This is a genomic window from Polyangiaceae bacterium (genome assembly GCA_016715885.1).
Lineage (GTDB): Bacteria > Myxococcota_A > Polyangia > Polyangiales > Polyangiaceae > Polyangium.
Genome location: JADJXL010000020.1, coordinates 673,947 through 691,932, shown reverse-complemented (window position 1 = coordinate 691,932; position 17,986 = coordinate 673,947). Strand labels below are relative to the sequence as shown.

Below are 17,986 nucleotides of genomic sequence, written 5' to 3'. Positions count from 1 at the left end.
AGTGGTTGGCACCTTTGGGAACGGGACGGGCTTGGAACGCGCGCCAAGACATGCGATGAAGCCTCATGGCGACTCCGTCTTCGCTTCCCGCCGTGGTAGCTGCGCTCGCGGCGAACTCGTTCGTGACGATCATCAAGTTCGTTGCGTTTTTCCTTTCAGGCTCGGGTGCGATGCTCTCCGAAGCCATCCACAGCGCCGCCGATACGGGCAACCAGCTCCTCTTGTTCATCGGGTTGAAGCGCGGTTCGCGAAAAGGTGACGACGATTTCCACTACGGATACGGCGGCGAACGATTCGTGTTCGGCCTGCTTTCGGCGGCCGGTATCTTCTTCGTTGGCTGCGGCGTGACCGTCTACCACGGCATCGACGGCTTGCGCGATCCGCACGAACCCTCGATCAACATGGTGACCTTCGCCGTGCTCGGCTTGTCGTTCCTCATCGAAGGCAGTGCGCTGCTATTCGCCGTGCGCACCGTGTCCAAACAACGAGGATCCATGCCCTTCATGCGATACGTCCGGGAGAGGGCCGATCCGGCGACCGTGGCGATTTTGCTGGAAGATGGCGCCGCCGTCCTCGGGCTCGTCCTCGCCGCGATGGGTATCAGCGCAGCTTATGTAACGGGAAATCCTGCATTCGACGCCATCGCGTCGATTCTCGTGGGCTTGCTCCTTGGGTACATTGCGCTGCATCTCGTTTGGCAGAATCGGGAGCTCCTCATTGGCAAAGCCGTGCCGGATGGTGTCGAAGAAACGTTTTTGCGCGTATTGCGCGAACGGCCCAGCGTGCGTAGCGTGCGCGATGTGAAAAGTCGTCTCATTACGCCGGAGCTCTACAAGCTCAAGGCTGAAGTCACGTTCGAGCCGGCGTTTCTCGCGAAAAAGCTCGACCGGTCATTGCCGAACCATCCAAGCGCGCTTTCGGGCGCGGAACGTGAAGCCACCTTGCGGACGATGGCCGATGGGGCAATCAAGGCGCTAAGTGATGAAATTGACGACATCGAAGCCGCCGTGCGAGCTGTCATTCCCGAGGCGAAGCACATCGATATCGAAGTCGATTACCACGCCGAAGCGTTGGCGCAAGAAAAGGTAAGTCAAGCGAAAGAGAGTGCCATCAGCGCCGCCGTTTAACGCACTTCGCGCCAGCCTCCGCCCAGGGCTCTGTAGAGCCGCACCGCTGCAATTTGACGCTCTTTCAATCGGTCGATCAGCTCCAAGTCCGCATCCAGCGTATTTTGTTGCGCGACGAGCACCTCCAAATACGTCGCTTTGCCAGTGCGGAACAACGCTTCGGCCGTTTCGACCGTCCGAGAAACAGCCTCTTTCTGAAGCTTCTTCTGCTCGACGATCTCGGCCGTGCGTTCGAGGGCCACGAGACCATTGGCGACCTCGACGAAGCTCCTGAGAATCGTGCCCTGGTAGTTGTACAGCGCTTGCACTTGCAGCGCTTTGGCCGCGTCGAATTGAGCCTCCAGCCCGCTCCGGTTCACGAGCGGCGTCAAGATCCCAGCCGCTAACGAATACACCAGCGACTCGGGCGTGATGAACAAATACCGCGGATCGAATGCCTGAAAACCAATGCCCGCCGAAAGGCTGAGGCTCGGAAAGAACGCAGCGCGAGCCGCCGCCAAATCGAATTTCGTCGCCTCGACTTGCTGCTCGGCCTCCCGAATGTCGGGGCGATTTCGGAGCAAATCCGACGGAACACCGGCCGCAACCGTTGCGGCAATCGGACGCAGCAAAAGATCCTTCGACCGCACGATGGGCTGGGGCATCCGCCCCACGAGAAGATTGATGTGGTTTTCGAGCTCCCGTGACCACCGCTTCGTCTCGGCCACCATCGCCCGCGTATTCGCAAGCTGCGCCTCGAACTGCTTCACGGCAAGCTCGTTCGCTCGCCCAGCGTCCTTCTGCGCCTGCATCAGCTCGACCATCTCCGCTTGCCGCTCGACGGTTTGCTCGAGCAACGATTGCGTATGGTCGAGCGCGACGAGCTCGATGTATGCTATGGCAATATCTGCGACCAAATTCGTGATGACCACGTTCGTGCCCTCGATGGTCGCGAGAAGCTGTGCACGCGCCGAACCTCGCAGGCTTCGCAGTTTCCCCCATACGTCGACTTCCCACGTCGACTGCAATCCAATCAAAAAGTCGGGCAAATGCTCCGGGACGCGCTTTCCAGGCGTCATGTCCGTCGTCGCATTGCCCGCGCCATCCATCGTATAGAGACCAAACTTGCGCACGGCTGCGCCGACGCCGAAGGAAACCTGCGGATACAACGCCCCCGTCGTCTGCTTGATGCTTGCCCGCGCAATCTCGATTCGCTGCAAGGCCATCAACAGGTCGTAATTGCCTTTCAGCGCGAGCGTGATGAGCCCATTGAGGTTTTCATCCGCAAAGTATTCCTTCCAATTCATTTGCGCGATGGCCCGTCCGGAAGCATTTCCCTCGTAGGCCGCGGGGAGCTTCACCTCGGGCACTTTCACCGACGTATCGAGCGACGCGCAGCCCGATACAGTCAGCAATGCGGGCAAGAGCAACCATTTCGTTTGCATGGTCATCCCAAGGCTCCATCGGGATTCGGCGCCACGGGGCTCTCCGATCTCGCGAGCTTCAACGCAATTCCTTTGAACACCAAGTACAGCCCAGGAACGATGACGAGGCCCCAAATCGTGCCCATGACCATGCCTCCGACCGTGGCCGTGCCAATCGTGCGATTGGCGAGCGCCCCGGCGCCGCTCGCAATGGCAAGCGGTATCAAGCCGGCGATGAACGCGAACGACGTCATCAGAATGGGGCGCAGCCGCAGCCGCGATGCTTCGAGAACGGCATCGAATGGGCGGAGACCCTCGGCACACTTCAGCTCGGCGAATTCCACGATGAGAATGGCGTTCTTGCCGAGCAAGCCGATGAGCACGACGAGCGCGATGTGCGTGTAGATGTTGTTTTCGAGCCCGGTCAACTTCAGCAAACCGAACGCGCCGAATACCCCAGGAGGCAAGGAGAGAATGACGGAAGCTGGCAACAAGAAGCTCTCGTATTGCGCCGCGAGGACCAGATAGACGAAGATGAGCGCGATGAGGGCGACGATGAGGCCCTGGTTGCCCGCGTTCACCTCGTCGCGCGAAATGCCTGCCCAGTCAATGGCAAAGCCGCGTGGGAGCTTTTCGCGCGCCGTTTCCTGAATCGCTTTCAGAACGTCGCCGCTGCTGACGCCGGGTTTGCCGTCTCCATTGAGCTCGGCGGACGGGTACATGTTGTAACGCGTCGTCTGGTCCACGCCGTACGATTTTTCAATGGTCATGAACGAAGACAACATGACCAGCTCGCCGCGATCGTTTCGAGCTTGCAGCTTCAAGATTTGCTCGGGGTCGCGCGATATTCGGGCAGCGCCTGCACCATGACCTTGTACATTTGCCCGAAGCGAATGAAGTTCGTCGCGTATTCGCTGCCGATCAAGGTTTGGAGCGTGCCGAGCGCGTTGTCGACCGTGACGCCTTTCTGCGCGGCTTTTTCGACGTCGATGTTCACCGTGTATTGCGGGTAATTGGCGTTGAAAATCGTGAAGGCGCTCCCGATCTCCGGCCGCCCTTTCAAGTCGACGATGAATTGGTCGACGACCCGCTGCATTTCGCCAAAATCGCCTCGACCCGTCTTGTCGAGAACGCGCAGCTCGAACCCGCTCGCATTGCCGTAACCAGGCACTGCCGGCGGAGGGAAAAACTCGATGTCCGCCGCTTGAATATGCTCGGTACGTCGTTTGAACGCTTCGATGATGTCATCGACCGATTGCGTGCGCTCTTCCCATGGCTTCAGGTTGACGAGGCATGTCCCGTAGGTGGCACCAGTGCCGTCCGAAAGAATGTTCGTCCCTGCCAACGTCGATATGCTCTCCACTCCTTCGATATCGCGCCCAGCGGTTGCGATGGCATTGATGACCTCTTTGGTGCGTTCGAGCGTCGCGCCCGCCGGAGACGTGACGCTGACATAAAACACGCCCTGATCTTCGTTCGGTATGAACCCTTTGGGCACCTTTCCCGCGATCATCGCCGTGCCCGCGACGAACGCTCCGAGCAGAGACCACGTCATCAGGCGACGCGCAGCCGTGCGACGCACGAGCCCTGCATAACGACTTTCGAACGCGAGGTATCCAGCATTGAATCGATCGAAAAACCTCGTGAGCAACGAGCGCCCGGAGGTCGCCTCGTGCGGCCGGAGCAGCGCTGCGCACATCGACGAAGTCAGCGTGACCGCGATGATGCCGGACAGCACGATGGCGATGAGCATCGATAGCGAGAACTGTCGATAGAAGATCCCCGATGGCCCATCGATGAACGCGAGCGGCACGAAGACCGAGCCCATGACGAGCGTAATGGCGACGATGGCCGGGCCGATTTCGGTCATTGCTTGCTCGGTCGCGGCGCGCGGCTCGAGGTGCAAATGCGTCATCTTGTAGTGGACGGCTTCGACCACGACGATGGCGTTGTCGACGACGATGCCGACGGCCAAAACCAGCGCAAAGAGCGTGATCAGGTTGAGCGAGAAGCCCAGAAATTGCGTGAAGACGAGCGTTCCAATGAGCGATACCGGGACGGCGACGACGGGGATGAGCGTCGAGCGCAGGTCTTGAAGGAACAAGAACACGACAATGGCGACGAGCACGAATGCTTCGAGGAGCGTTTTGATGACCTCGTGCACGGACGCATCGAGAAAGCGACTCACGTCGAAGCTGACGTCGTAGTCCATTCCGGGGAGAAACGTGTCCTGTTTGAGCGTCACGAGCCGCTCTTTGACCGCGGAGATGACTTGTCGCGCATTCGAACCTGGAAGCTGCTTGAGGAGAATCGACGCGGCGGGTTTGCCATTGAATTTCGCTTCGACGTCGAAATACATGGTCCCGAATTCCACGTTGGCGACGTCTTTGATTTTGAGGACCTCGCCATTCGGGGTGGAGCGGATCGGGATGTTCTCGTATTGCTCGACGGAATTGAATTTGCCAGTGTACTTCAGCGTGTATTGCAGCGGGGTCGTCCCCTTGTCGCTATTTTCGCCGATTTTTCCCGGCGCCGCCTCGACGTTGTAGTTTTCGAGTACTTCGAGCACCTCGTCCGTCGAGACTTGGTAGGCCGCCATTTTGTCTGGCTCGAGCCATACGCGCATGGCGTATTCTTTGGCTCCCAAAATGTCGGCGTACCCCACGCCATTGATGCGTTTCAGCTCCGCAAGAACGTTGATGTCCGCAAAGTTGTAAAGGAATTTTTCGTCGTGATCCGGATTCGTGCTGTGAATGCTCAGGTACATGAGCATTGCGTTTTCTTCTTTCGCGATCTTCACGCCATTGCGAATGACCTCCGCCGGTAGCTCGCCCATGACCGAATTCACCCGGTTCTGGACGTTGATTGCGGCGACATCCGGATCGGTCCCGGTTTCTGAATAGAATTTGCACGACGCCGACACCATCGTTACCGGTGTCGCTGCTCATGTACTTCATCCCCGGTACGCCATTGATCGCCCGCTCGAGCGGTACGATCGCCGCCTTGGTGACGGTCTCTGCATTGGCGCCCGTGTATTCGACCGTGACGTTGACCTCCGGCGGCGCGACGCTTGGAAACAGCGTCATCGGCATGCGCTGCAGAGCGAGCAAGCCAAGGAGGGTGATGATGATCGAAATGACTGCTGACAGAACGGGACGACGTACGAACGTTGTCAGCATCGATTAGCCTCCGACCGGCTTGCCATGCGAGGGAAGCACGCCGATACGAACGCCCTCTTTGATCTTCTGCACGCCCTCGACGACAATGCGATCCGTCGTTTCGAGGCCGCTTTCGATGACGAATGCGTCTTTTAGGCGCACTTTCGGAACGACCTTGCGAGCTCTCGGGGTGTCGTCGGCGTCGAGCGCGTACACGTAGAGCTCTCCCTGGACCTCGAAGGTTGACTTTTGCGGCACCATCATGGCGGATGGCAAATTCGTCCTGAGAACGACCTTGCCGCTGCTGCCGTGCTTCAGGATGCCGCTCGCATTCGGGAACTTGGCCCGGAAAGCGATGTTGCCCGTCTCCTTGCTGAATTCGCTGGCAATGGCGTCGATGACGCCCGTGCTTTGGAACATGCTGCCATCTGCCAGCTCGAGCGAAACTTCCTTTGGACGCTCGTCCGGTGCTTTGCCCATGTATTCGAGGTATTCGCGCTCGGAAATGTTGAAATACGCATACACCTCGCGCGTGTCCGTGATGGTCGTGAGCAGCTCGTCTTCGCCAATGGCGGAACCGTCTTTGCGCGGGATGCGGTTCACGATTCCGTCGAACGGCGCCTTGATTTGCGCATAACCAAGCTCGATCGTGCTGCGCCCCGTGCTCGCGCGGAGCTCGTCGACTTTGGCCTTCAGCGTCTTGACCTTCGAATCGGCCAGCGCCAGCTCGGCCTCGGAGACGAACTTCTTGTCGAATAGAAACTTCGTATTGTCGCGTTCGAGTCTTGCGGCTGCAAGCTCTGCCTCGGCACCAAGGCTGGCAGCTCGCGCGACGAGCACGTCCTGCTTGAGGTCCCGTGCGCTGATGGAGAACAGTGTCTGCCCGGCCTTCACGGCTTGGCCTTCGTCGACGGCGACGGATTCGAGGATCCCCTTGATGCGCGACCTCACTTCGGCGTAACGAATGGCTCGTATTTCGGCGACATACTCACGCTCGAAGAAAGTATCCGCGCGCTCGGGCGAAGCGACGGGGAAGTTCTGGAGCGGCGTTTGCGCGGCAGCTTCGACTTTGCTTCCGCAGCCGCCGAGCAGACCGAGCATGACGAGCGTCAATGCAATGCGTACTGCACGAACGCTACGAAATGCATCCTGTTTTGATTTGCTGCAAACACGCGGGAAGACGAAGCGGGCGGTTTTATGTCGAGGCATCGTGGCCGGACACTAGACTTTGAAGCGCCACGCGTCTTTACGCTGAACATTACAATTGCGTAATGTTCCGCTCCGATTGCGCATGCGGACATGGCAACGCGCCGAAATCTGCTACCTCTGGCGTCCCATGAAGGTACTCGTCGTCGAGGACGATGTGAAAGTCGCGCGCTTCGTTTCCCGGGTGCTCGTCGAAGAGGGCTACATGGTGGACCTGTGCTCGAGCGGCGCGGACGCCATCGCGCAAGCTCAGGCAGGGATGTACGACCTGATCCTGCTCGACTGGATGCTACCGGACCTCGATGGGCTCTCGGTGTGTCGCACGCTTCGCCGTACGGGTTTTGCGATGCCGATCCTGATGCTCACTGCACGCGGAGAAGTTCGTGAGCGCGTGTTGGGGCTCGAAACGGGGGCCGACGACTACGTGACGAAACCTTTCGAGGTGGAGGAGCTGCTTGCGCGTATCAAGGCGCTCGTGCGTCGTTCGTCGGCGTTCTCGAAGCTCGTGTGCGGAGAGATCGAGATCGACCGCATGCATCGTCGCGTGCTGCTTCGAGGCGCTTCGCTGGACCTCACGACGCGCGAGTACACGTTGCTCTTGCACCTTGCGCATCGTGGAGCGGGTCGTACCGAAATCCGAGCTTCTCGCATGTTTGGGAGATGAAGTTCGACCCTGGTACGAATCTCGTCGAGGTCCACGTGAGTCGTCTGCGCGACAAGCTGGGTGAGTTTTCGTGGATGATCGAGACCGTTCGTGGCGTGGGTTATCGCTTGCGTGCGGAGCGGGGGGCATGAGTTTTCGGAGGCGTTTCGTAGGTGCGGTCTCGGTGATGACCGTCGCGACGCTCGGCGGGGCGCTGATGGCCATTTCGATTGCGGTCAATGCGTTCCAGCAGCAACAGCTCGACGAGGCGCTGCGTGCGGAGGCTGCGGAGGAGGCGCGTGAAGCATCGGCGCTTGGTGGTGACGAGCTTGCGATCAGCGACCGGCCGGGGCCTGCCGCGAACGACGTTGGGCCATTGACGAAGTATGGAGCGATATTCGGGGAAAATGGCCAAGTGCTCGCCATCACGCCGACATTCAATGGTTCGCCGCCGCCGCTGGAGACGCTTAGGGCCAGGATCCAATGCGTGTTTCGATCTTGGTTTCGCGGTGAGCACTTGCGAGGCGTCCTGGTGCCGATTCCGAATCATCCGGGCACTCGGCTACTGCTTGCGGCGCCGCGAACGGACCTGGATGGCGACGCATCGTTCTGACGCGAGCCATGGTGACCGTGTTTTTCGTGGCCGTGGCGTGGTCGGTGCTGCTCGCCACGTGGATCGTGCGACGACTCACGCGTGAGCACGAGGCGATTACGCTGGTCGTTCGTCGGGTTGCGGCGGGTGATCTTGCGGCGCGTGTCGCAACGCGCTCGGGTGACGCGGAGACCGCGCAGCTTGGTCGAGACATCAATGAAATGATCGAGCGGCTCGATGTGCTGGTCGCATCACAACAGCGTTTCATTGCGCAGGCAGCGCATGAATTGCGGTCGCCGTTGACGACGCTGTACGGCGAGCTGTCGCATGCTTTACGTAAAGCGCGTGATGCGGAAACGTACCGCAAAGCGATTGAAGAAGCGCATGATGCGGCGCGACGATTGAAGCTCGTGACGGAAGACTTGCTGGCGCTTGCGCGACTTGGATCCGACGTGCGTGACCCGCCGGAAGCTGTCGACGTTTTGCAGCGTGTGCATGCTGCGACGGATGCGGTCGCTTGGGAAGCCAAAGAGCGGGACACGACGATCGAGGTGCGCGGGGCGGCGGTGAGCGTGATGGGGCATTCGCGCAACATCGAAAGATGTTCCGCAACCTCATCGAAAATGCCGTGCGACATTCGCCGAAAGGAGGAAGGGTCGAGGTTGTGGTCGAGGACCATGGCGATATGGTCGAGGTTTCGGTGAGCGATGAAGGGCCGGGATCACAGAGCCCGAGCGTGAGCGCATCTTCGAGCCGTTCTACCGAGGCGTACACGAACGGGCGGAAGACATGCCAGGAGCGGGGCTTGGATTACCCATCGCACAGCAAATTGCGCGATCGCACGGCGGCGACGTGCAGCTCGATGCGTCCGTGTGAAAGGGCAGTCGTTTGTCATTCGTTTGGCGGCCGGGCACGGCACCTTTGGGGAGGTGTGACCCGGGCAACGCGCTCAAAAGTGGTTGGCACCTTTGGGGACGGGTGACCCGCCAACGCGCTCAAAAGTGGTTGGCACCTTTGGGTAGGGCCGGGCCTTTGGAGCGTGACCCGGCCAACGCGCTCAAAAGTGGTTGGCACCTTCAAAAGTGGTTGGCACCTTCGGGCGCCGTTGTATTCCATGGTCGTCGCGTTCGACCACGCAGGAGGGCACCATCCTCACCGAAATCCTCGTCATCCTCGTCCTGGTGCTCATCAACGGCATCTTCGCCGGCGCCGAGATCGCCGTCGTGGCCCTACGCTCGTCACGCCTCGATCAGCTCGTCGCCGAAAAACGCCCCGGTGCTCGCTCCGTCAAGGCCCTCCGAGACGACCCCGAACGCTTCCTCGCCACCGTCCAAATTGGCATCACCGTCATCGGTGCCCTCGCCGGAGCCTTCGGTGGAGCCACCTTTGCCAAGGACATCGAGCCTTTCTTCGCACGAGCTCCTGGCTCGCAGACCACGCCGATACCCTCTCCTCCATCGCTGTCGTCGTCGTCTTCGTGTCCTACTTGTCCCTCGTCATCGGCGAGCTCGTCCCCAAGTCCCTCGCATTGCGCTACGCCGAAGGCTACGCGCTCATCATCGGCAAGCCTCTTCTTTGGCTCGCGTGGATTGCTCGCCCCTTCGTCTGGTTTCTCACCGCAAGCTCCAACGTTTTCCTCCGCCTCTTCGGCGATCGCACCACCTTCACCGAAGCCCGCCTCTCGCCCGAAGAGCTCCGACAGCTCGTCGGCGAAGCAGCCAAGACCGGCTCGCTCGATCCAGCAGCCGGCGAAATGGCCGCCCGTGCACTCGACTTCCCCGAACTATCCGCCGTCCAAATCATGGTCCCCCGCACCCGCGTCATCGCCCTCCCGCGCGACGCGTCCCTCGACGACGTCCGCAACGTCGTCGCTCGCCATGCCCACACGCGAATGCCCGTATACGAAGGCACCCTCGACCACTTGCTCGGATACGTCAATGCCAAGGATGTCTTCGCTCGGTCTGGTGATGGCGCCTCGTTTACCGTCGCCGATGTCGTCCGGCCTGCGTACGTCGTCGCCGAACCCACGCCCGCATTGACGCTCCTCGACGAAATGAAAAAGCGGAAAACCCAAATCGCCATCGTCGTCGATGAGAATGGGACCACGAGCGGCATCGTCACCCTCGAAGACTTGGTCGAGGAGCTTTTGGGCGACGTATTCAGCGAGCACGAGCCTCCAGCACCCGAGGCGATTCGCATAGAGCCCGACGGCACCTTTCTCGTGCAAGGAAGTGTCCCCGTGCGCGACGTCAATCGAGCGCTCGAATTGATTTGCCCATCGGAGAAAGTTATTCGACGATGGCTGGACTCTGCTTGTGCCTCGCTCGACGCATCCCCGAAATGGGAGAACGTCTTGCAGCGCCCGATGGAACGGTCATCGAAATCGTCGACGGCACCCGGCGCCATGTTCGCATCGTGCGGGTCTATCCACGAAAGCCACACGCAGAGTCGGAATGACCCGCTCGAAAATGGGCTTGGAGCGTGCATCGACATGTGCGGCACCTTTGCCTTTCGCCCTCATGCATATGCGCGTTCGCTTGACATCGGATGCGCATCGGGCAACAGTGCGTGGCGCGTCCTGGGGCAAAACCATGAAGAAGGCTCGTCCTGCCATCGGTTACTCGGATTTTTCGCGAGCTGCGCGAAGCGGGGTTCAGCTACGTCGACAAGACCAGCTTCATCACCGAAGTCCTCGACGACTCTAGCAAGGTGCTGCTTTTTCCGCGTCCGCGGAGGTTTGGCAAGACGCTCAACCTCTCGATGCTCTTGTACTTCCTGTGCAAATCGCACGAAGATTTATCGCACTTGTTCGATGGGCTCGAGGTGACGAAGAACCCCGACGCCATGGCGCACTTTCAAAAATATCCGGTCGTTTTCGTCACGTTCAAAGACGTAAAGGCCAAGACGCTGGCGGGGCCATGACCGGCATTCGTCAACAAATCGAAAAAGGCGTTCCAAGCATACCGCCACCTTCTTGACGAGAACAAGCTCGACCCTTCGGGCATGGACCATTTCAGCGCGTACTGAGCGGCACGGTCACCGACGACGAGCTTCAGTATTCGTTCGATTGGTTGTCGCGGCGCTTCATGCGCACTACGGTCAACGTGTCGTCATTCTGATCGACGAATACGACACGCCGGTGCAATCGGGTTATTCTGGAATGGCTTTCGATGACATCGTGCTATTTTTCGGAACTTTTGTCGGCGTGCCTCAAAGACAACAGTTCGCTCTTCAGGGCGGTGCTCACGGGCATTTGCGCGTCTCACGAGAAAACATGTTCTCGGGGCTCAACCATATCGATGTTTATCTCCATCATTCGCGAGCCGTATAGCAGGTATTTTCGGCTTTACGGAAGAAGAAATCGCCTCCATCGTCGATCCGTCGCGGCTCGAGGAAGTTCGGTCGTGGTACAATGGCTACATCTTTGGCGGGCACGTCATCTACAATCCCTGGTCCATCCTGCATTACATCAAGCACGGAGTGCTCGAGCCGTATTGGGTCAACACGGCGTCGAACGACCTCATCGAGCGGCTGGCGCTGAAGCAGGGCCTGGGTTTATCGGAAAAGTCTGCGGTGCTGCTCAATGGTGGGACCATCGACGTTCAGATCGAATCGAACATCGTTTTGCGAGACATCGAGCGAATTCCTGATGCATTTTGGAATTTTTTGCTCTTCGCCGGCTATCTGAAAGTCGTCGACTTGACGCTGGACATGGGCGAATACACGGGCAAGCTGGCCATTCCGAACATCGAAGTGCGCACCGTTTATCGTTCGATGTTCAAGCTCTGGCTAGCCAAAGCCGATCCCACGTCGAACAGTACCAAGGTCCTCGTCGACGCGCTCGTGACGGGAGATGCAGCGACCGTCGAAGAGAACTTGCAGCGCATTTTATTGACGGCAATGTCGTATTTCGATCCGGCGGGCGCCGAGCCGGAAAAGCTTTATCATGGATTCATTCTGGGGCTTTTGGTGCATTTGGAGAAACAATACGAAATCCGCTCCAATCGCGAAGCCGGTTATGGTCGAGCGGACATGATCATGCGGCCCAAGACGGCGGGGCGCCCGGGCGTGGTCATCGAATTCAAGACGCTCGGCAGCAAACGAAAAACCGTGGACGACATCCTGAAGGAAGGTGCAATGCAGGTGCGCAAGCTGCGTTATGCGGCCGAGCTTGCTGCCGCGGGTGCATCGCCGGTGTACGAATACGTCATGACGTTCGATGGCAAGCAGACGTGGGTGCGGCGCGTGGACGACGTGTTGGGACAGCCGGCGGGGTGAGCGGCGAATGGAGGGGTAAGCGGCGAGGGTCCTGATGTGGACGGGTGGCTCGATGCGCCGAAGGGCAGGGGCCCCAATTCGTCGGAGCGCTACACCCGCCCGAAAAATATCGTTCCCACATGTCGGAACGCGTCACACCCCCGGAAGAATCACCGCTCCGACATTTGGGAATCGCACCCGCACGCAAAAAAAGTCGCATTGCAAAAAGCCGGAGCCGTCGCGCGCTCGGAGGAAACATCGCTCCACTTTGTCGGACCCGCGCGACCTCCGGAGGAAACGACGCTCCGAGATTTCGGAATGAGCACCTGGCGTCGAAAACGTGCGGTGGGACGATTGGGGAACGTGTCGGCGTCCGGAAGAAGCACCGCTCCGAGATTTGGGAGCGACTAGCGTGTCGAAGGGTGCTGATCAAGTTTGGCCCCGACTGATCAAGTTTGCGATCGGTCGGTAGACACGGCGAAAAACGACGCGCAAGATGCGCGTGCTCGAAAGAGCGCCGCCCCTGGGGATCTGGAAACCCCCAAGGGCGACTTGGCCACAACCTCCCGAACGAGGTCGCAACCCAATGCTGCGTCTAGTCGAACCCCCGAAAGAGGGGCAAGAAAAACGTGCACGTCGTCGCAAGAACCCACGTTTGAGCCTTACGTCTGCCGAACGAACGCGTCTCCGCGCAGCCGTTCGCAACCTTGCCCGCGCATTCGGTTCGTACGAGTGCCTTGCCGTCGTCGTCGGTGTCCCGAAGCATTCCCTTCATCATGTCGGAAGCACGTCGAAGGTCTCGTACGCGTTTGCCGTCGCCATTGCTCGCGCCGTTGGAATGACGGTCGATCAACTCATTGGACCGCTAGCATCCGTCGATGTCTGCCCGACATGCGGCGCACGAAAGGGGGCGCGATGAACACATCCCCTTATCGCGCCCGTCCCCATCGTGGCAAGGACATGACCGAAATGCAGCGGTCGCAAGTGCGCGTATTGCTGCGCGTTCTGTACCGCATTCACGGCTCATGGATCGCCGTTGCTCGCGTGACCCGTATCCGTCGCAAGTCGATTGAAGGGTTCTACCACGACGACGAGCCTGGAAACCTTGCGCTTGCTCGCGCCGTGGCAAAAGCGACGGGCCTTGCGCTTGACGTCGCGCTCGATGGTCGATTCGTCGTTGCCGACCGCGGCGTCAAAGCGATCGGGGGCAAGTGATGCGATACCGCATAAACCTTGCCGGGAATCGCATCGTGGACGCGACTCCCGAGGAAACTCGCGCCCTTCGTCCTTCGATACGAGCCGCGCTCCATCGTTGGCGCTGTCCCGATGGGGACATTGAAGACTTCTGCCAGGATGTCGAAATCATCACGTGGCAAGCCATTGTCGAACAGCGCGTTCTAGGGGACCGCTACAACCGTCCCGAAGACGCCTTGCTAGGCTTCATGTTCCAAGTCGCTTGGAACGCTTGGCGCAACCATAGCCGCAAGCAATCGACGTGGCGCGAACTGCTCTGCAACGAGATGCCCGACATGGTTGGACCGAATCCCGACGCATGCTTGGAAGCGCGCGACTCGTTGCAGCGGATCGCGATGCATCCCGACGTTGCTCGGATCTTGCTCGTCGTGCTCGATGGTCCGTATCCCGAGCGGCGCGAAGGGTTGCCGAAAAGCACCTTCTGGTCACGACGCGAGCAAGCGCGGAAGTGGGCAAAGGACGTCGATGCTGGGCACTGGCGCGAACCGCCGCAGCCCGTACCGGCTACGCCGTGGAAGCGCAAGGGAAGGCGGTAACGAGTCGGGGTGATCGCAGCCTAGTGCCAAATCGCCAATGATTCGCGCCATTCCATGAGATGCTTGCTCCATTGTTCCACCGATGCTTGCTTTGTGCTTGCTCTCCATGCTATACGCATGCTTGCTTAAATCTGGAGCAGAAAGGCACAAACATGAGCGACACAAAGAGCAGGGCAGCGCGTGGCGGCAAGGCGCGCGCGGCGGCAATGAGTCCCGAAGAGCGGAAGCGCATCGCTGCACAAGCAGCCGTCGAGCGGTGGGCGAAAGTGAAGGGGCTGCCACGTGAAACACATACCGGCGTCCTGAAGATTGGCGATGGGATCCCGTGCTCCGTACTCGACAACCATAAGCGAGTTTTCTCTGTCAACGGTCTTCTTCGCGCGTTTAAGACTGGTGGTAAGAGCCGCACGACGCTCGCCGACGGAACACCAGTCCCCGAGTTCTTGTCCGCAAACAACCTCCAGCCGCATATCTCTCCCGAACTCCGCGACCGGCTCACCAACACGATTCAGTTTATGCCGATGGGTGGCGGATCACTAGCCTACGGCTACTTGGCCGACATCCTAGCGCTCATCTGTGACACGCTCTTGGAAGCGCGGGCTGCTGGTGTGCTTCGGCCGAATCAGCTTCGCGTGGCTGATGGCGCAGAGGCTGTCATGCGGGCCTTCGCCAGGGTCGGGATCGTCGCGTTGATCGATGAGGCGACAGGTTACCAGGCCGACCGTGCCAGCGAAGAGCTTCAGAGGCTCGTTGAAGCCTATGTCGTGGAAGACATGCGCCCATGGGTCAGGCTGTTCCCAGACACGTTCTTCAAGCAAATATACCGCATCCATGGATGGCAGTACCAGCCTGGCGTCACGCAGGGGCCAAGGTACGTTGGCAAGTTCATCAACAAGTACGTGTACGAGCGATTGCCACCTGGCGTGCTCGAAAAGTTGCGCGCCCTAAACCCGGTCATCAATAAGCGCCGAAGGCACAAGCTTTTCCAGTTCCTGAGCGAGGCACTTGGCGAGCCGACCGTCGACCGACACCTCGCATCCGTCACCACGCTGATGTCTGTCGCGTCTGGTAAGCAGCATTTTGATGACATGTTCAAGGTCGCGTTCCCGATGACTGGAGATCAGTTGCTAATCGTCGAGACGGTCAACCCGCCAATGTTGCCAGCAGAAGTGGACACCGTTGACGTACCAGCGCCACCGATGCTTGAGCACGTCAACGGTGTGCCGCTGATCGCGGTCGAGGCGAGGCCGAGCGAGAAAGTTCTGTATGTGCTCCGCACAAATGGCCCTGCCTCTGTTGAGACCTTGGCGCTCGCCGTCTATGGGCACAACGGACGCGGCGATTCGCGCGAAGCCAGGAACGTTTCACAAAACACTAGGAAGCTCCTCGAACGAATGAGGAGGGATGGGCTTGTCGAGCGGGATAGTCTGCGGCTTTGGCACCTTCCCAGCACTCCGGGCTGATGTACTCGCGTGTACCTGACCGTCATCCGTATGGGTGTTTGACTGCATCTAACGCCCATACGGATGCGGATTTTGATGATGGTCGGGTTCGTCTCGCCCTAGTACGGACAATCGTCCTCGTCATCGCCCCCAAACGCCCGCGTCTCCACTCGGCTCCCACCAAAGAGATCTAGCTGCTCCCATCGCCTTGGCACGAGCTTGACCGGGGTCGCGGCTGTTACCGTCGATGCCGTAGCAGGCTTGGCGACGGGTGCGGGCGTCACCTTGGCAGGTTCTTCCACGATGACGGGCGCTTCCACGACGGGTTTCGCCGCGGGCGCTACGGGCGGCGTAGGCGCCTTGGGAGCGTCGTTCTGTGGGCTCTTGCCCCCTTGCACGACGCGCAGCCATCCGCGCCCATTCGGAAGCTCGCGCGCCGTGGGCTTTGCTTCGCCGGGAGGTGGCGCGGGCGGGGCGAGCGGCTTCGGCTCAGGAGCCGCGCAAGGCTCTGCCGCAAGGGCACGCTCGACAAGCTCGTGCACCGTCCACACGTGATCCGTGATCCCCGCCTCCATGGCGGGCGTCACGCGCAAGGTCTCGTGCACGCGCACGAAGTTGTACCAGGCGACGTGCAATGATACCGCCGCGCGGTGATGCTCGATCTTCTTGGAGAAGCCATTGCAGAGCCGCGTAAACCGACGCACGTGCATGCGCACCGTGAGGTTGGCGCGTTCGATATGCGACGTCGAAGCGCGTTTCAGATCCGGTGCACCGTGGCCAACCTGCTTCGTGATGAACGGGTCACGGGGCGGTTCGTAGCGGTGGTCGTGCTTCACGCCATCGGGACGGCCCTTGCGGCTGTAATTCTTCTGGATGATGGCATGGTCGACCGATCCGCCAAAGCTCTGTCCAACGGCAGTCTGGTAGCTCTGCCATCCGTCCGTCGAGATCTCGGGAATCGTCACGAGCCGAGCACGCAAGTCGTTCGTGAACAGCTTCGTCGACACTTCGTCGCGCTTCCCCACGACGTACGAGATGATGAGCTTCTTCGTGCGCGCCATCCCGAGGAACGTGTACGCATCGCCGAATTCGATGGGGTCTTTCTCGGTCAAGCGTGCCTGCTTCTTTTGCACGTATGACCAGATCTCGTCGCATTCGATCTCGCGAATGTCGAGATCTCGCACGATTGCATTGTGCAAGCTGTCGCATCCCGCGCCCATTCGGAGCAGCGTCGAAAGCACCGTCGGGATCGACACGTCCGTGAGCCGCGACGTCGCACGCACGCTCGCACCTTCCACAAGGTGGCGCACAACATCGACACGCTTTCTGGCGGCAAAATGTTGGCCAGGCGACGCCCCATCGAGCTTGCTCCCATCGCCGCGACCATCGCGAGCGTCCAAGCAAGCGAACCGATGAAGAATCTAGCATCAAACGAAGGATTTGCGATGGTTGTCCGCGGCGCTAGGACACGGTGTCATAGCGTGGCAGGTTCGTCGTGGTAAAACACTCGCGCGAAACGCCATTGAAACAAGGTCAAGCGGTTTGTTTGGCGCTCGGACGATTGTCGTCAGCCGATCAAGTGTTCAGGTTGGCGACATCCGACTCGATGGGAGTGGCGGGAGGTGGGAGGGTTTGCCTTGCCGAACCGGGTTGATCAAGTTTGATCAGTACCTGTCGAAGGAATGCTCGGTCCGACTGCGTGGAGCCTTTATTTGGGCTTGCGGCGCGAGCCTTCGCGCAGGAAAAAGTCTTCGGCCTTGCGCGGGTTGGCCTTGTAATGCGCGCGCAATTTGCCGTACGCGACTTCGAGCTGTTCGCGAATGGCTTTCCGAGCTTGCAGTTCCTCTTGGAAGAGCGATTCTTCGAGCGCTTCCGCAGATTCTTCGGATTTGAGGGCCGTTTTGAACGTTTCCACCGCGGCATCGAACTTGGCGAGCGTTTCTGTCACGACGGGGTGTGGCCCGACCTGTTCGATGCGCCCTCGCAGCGTGGGCAGGTTATCGAGCTGCGATGCGCCATCGGGGTCGATTTCTTTGCCGAAACCTTCGGGAAAGACCGTGGCGCGCGCATTACGTTCGGGTTCGGCCCTATCGAGCTTGCCCAGGTCCGCGTCGATGTCGCGGATGACGTTTTCCAACATCTGCTCGGTGAAATCGCAAATGGCCGAGGCTTCCACGGCGGCGTCTTTTGCGTCGTCATGGGCGCGCTCGCGTTCTTTGAGCGATTCGTAGCGGACCTTCATTTCGGCGTGAAGCGTTTGATGAATGGCGCTGCCGCCGAGCGTGAGCTTGCCCATGTGACCGCGAGCGGCTCGCTTGTGCTGGTCCCTGCCGTCGGTATCACGTAATCGTCGCATCCAGGCTCTCCT

General features: G+C 59.8%; 16 protein-coding genes and 4 pseudogenes. 15 read left to right on the top strand and 5 right to left on the bottom strand.

All coding sequences use genetic code 11. The features are described 5' to 3' along the window. The first annotated feature begins 65 nt into the window (after nucleotides 1-65). Nucleotides 66-1,127 carry a cation diffusion facilitator family transporter gene (locus IPM54_28170; GenBank protein ID MBK9263666.1) on the top strand — a complete coding sequence of 354 codons (1,062 nt, stop codon included), beginning with the start codon at nucleotides 66-68 and terminating at the stop codon, nucleotides 1,125-1,127. On the opposite strand, the gene IPM54_28165 is transcribed toward IPM54_28170, so the two are convergent. The 3 genes and pseudogenes from IPM54_28165 to IPM54_28155 form a co-directional block, all read right to left on the bottom strand. Continuing rightward, the gene (locus tag IPM54_28165; protein MBK9263665.1) at nucleotides 1,124-2,557 is read right to left on the bottom strand and encodes an efflux transporter outer membrane subunit; all 1,434 of its coding nucleotides are present in this window, start codon (nucleotides 2,555-2,557) and stop codon (nucleotides 1,124-1,126) included. The genes IPM54_28170 and IPM54_28165 overlap by 4 nt on opposite strands. Then, nucleotides 2,554-5,709, bottom strand: a pseudogene (locus tag IPM54_28160) (efflux RND transporter permease subunit). Before IPM54_28160 ends, IPM54_28165 begins: the two are co-directional and overlap by 4 nt. A gap of 3 nt (nucleotides 5,710-5,712) precedes the next feature. After that, nucleotides 5,713-6,897 (bottom strand): efflux RND transporter periplasmic adaptor subunit, encoded by a 1,185-nt coding sequence (locus tag IPM54_28155; GenBank protein MBK9263664.1) that lies wholly within the window; start codon nucleotides 6,895-6,897, stop codon nucleotides 5,713-5,715. Between the two features lie 127 nt (nucleotides 6,898-7,024). Here IPM54_28155 and IPM54_28150 point away from each other — a divergent pair, with 127 nt between their 5' ends. The 14 genes and pseudogenes from IPM54_28150 to IPM54_28085 all read left to right on the top strand — a co-directional run bounded on the left by IPM54_28150 (nucleotide 7,025) and on the right by IPM54_28085 (nucleotide 15,639). Next, a complete protein-coding gene (locus IPM54_28150) occupies nucleotides 7,025-7,558 on the top strand; it encodes a response regulator transcription factor (protein ID MBK9263663.1) in 534 nt (177 codons plus the stop codon). Next, nucleotides 7,555-7,689: a winged helix-turn-helix domain-containing protein gene (locus tag IPM54_28145; GenBank protein ID MBK9263662.1), complete on the top strand. Its 135-nt coding sequence runs from the start codon at nucleotides 7,555-7,557 to the stop codon at nucleotides 7,687-7,689. The genes IPM54_28150 and IPM54_28145 overlap by 4 nt, the downstream gene beginning before the upstream one ends. Next, nucleotides 7,686-8,150: a hypothetical protein gene (locus IPM54_28140; protein ID MBK9263661.1), complete on the top strand. Its 465-nt coding sequence runs from the start codon at nucleotides 7,686-7,688 to the stop codon at nucleotides 8,148-8,150. Before IPM54_28145 ends, IPM54_28140 begins: the two co-directional genes overlap by 4 nt. 8 nt (nucleotides 8,151-8,158) lie before the next feature. Next, nucleotides 8,159-8,833 (top strand): HAMP domain-containing protein, encoded by a 675-nt coding sequence (locus IPM54_28135; protein ID MBK9263660.1) that lies wholly within the window; start codon nucleotides 8,159-8,161, stop codon nucleotides 8,831-8,833. Next, the gene (locus tag IPM54_28130; GenBank protein MBK9263659.1) at nucleotides 8,758-9,111 is read left to right on the top strand and encodes a hypothetical protein; all 354 of its coding nucleotides are present in this window, start codon (nucleotides 8,758-8,760) and stop codon (nucleotides 9,109-9,111) included. Before IPM54_28135 ends, IPM54_28130 begins: the two co-directional genes overlap by 76 nt. 127 nt (nucleotides 9,112-9,238) lie before the next feature. After that, nucleotides 9,239-10,586 (top strand): annotated as a pseudogene (locus IPM54_28125) (HlyC/CorC family transporter). Between the two features lie 150 nt (nucleotides 10,587-10,736). Then, nucleotides 10,737-11,051, top strand: coding sequence for an AAA family ATPase (locus IPM54_28120; protein ID MBK9263658.1), 315 nt, complete (start codon nucleotides 10,737-10,739; stop codon nucleotides 11,049-11,051). 52 nt (nucleotides 11,052-11,103) lie between these two features. Beyond that, nucleotides 11,104-11,460: an AAA family ATPase gene (locus tag IPM54_28115; GenBank protein ID MBK9263657.1), complete on the top strand. Its 357-nt coding sequence runs from the start codon at nucleotides 11,104-11,106 to the stop codon at nucleotides 11,458-11,460. Beyond that, nucleotides 11,457-11,603: pseudogene (locus IPM54_28110) on the top strand (AAA family ATPase). The gene IPM54_28115 and the pseudogene IPM54_28110 overlap by 4 nt, the downstream one beginning before the upstream one ends. A 6-nt stretch (nucleotides 11,604-11,609) precedes the next feature. Then, a complete protein-coding gene (locus IPM54_28105; GenBank protein ID MBK9263656.1) occupies nucleotides 11,610-12,407 on the top strand; it encodes a PD-(D/E)XK nuclease domain-containing protein in 798 nt (265 codons plus the stop codon). Nucleotides 12,408-12,972: 565 nt separating this feature from the next. Further along, nucleotides 12,973-13,305, top strand: a complete 333-nt coding sequence (locus IPM54_28100; GenBank protein MBK9263655.1) for a transcriptional regulator — start codon at nucleotides 12,973-12,975, stop codon at nucleotides 13,303-13,305. Then, the gene (locus IPM54_28095) at nucleotides 13,302-13,601 is read left to right on the top strand and encodes a hypothetical protein (protein ID MBK9263654.1); all 300 of its coding nucleotides are present in this window, start codon (nucleotides 13,302-13,304) and stop codon (nucleotides 13,599-13,601) included. Before IPM54_28100 ends, IPM54_28095 begins: the two co-directional genes overlap by 4 nt. Before the next feature lie 35 nt (nucleotides 13,602-13,636). After that, complete coding sequence (locus IPM54_28090) at nucleotides 13,637-14,176, top strand: sigma-70 family RNA polymerase sigma factor (protein MBK9263653.1); 540 nt, start codon at nucleotides 13,637-13,639, stop codon at nucleotides 14,174-14,176. 152 nt (nucleotides 14,177-14,328) lie between these two features. Beyond that, on the top strand, nucleotides 14,329-15,639 hold the full coding sequence (locus IPM54_28085) for a P63C domain-containing protein (GenBank protein MBK9263652.1): 1,311 nt from the start codon (nucleotides 14,329-14,331) through the stop codon (nucleotides 15,637-15,639). A 293-nt stretch (nucleotides 15,640-15,932) separates the two neighbouring features. Here IPM54_28085 and IPM54_28080 read toward each other — a convergent pair. Further along, a pseudogene (locus tag IPM54_28080) lies at nucleotides 15,933-16,928 on the bottom strand (IS1 family transposase). A gap of 398 nt (nucleotides 16,929-17,326) precedes the next feature. Next, nucleotides 17,327-17,974: a hypothetical protein gene (locus IPM54_28075; GenBank protein ID MBK9263651.1), complete on the bottom strand. Its 648-nt coding sequence runs from the start codon at nucleotides 17,972-17,974 to the stop codon at nucleotides 17,327-17,329. Nucleotides 17,975-17,986: the final 12 nt, after the last annotated feature.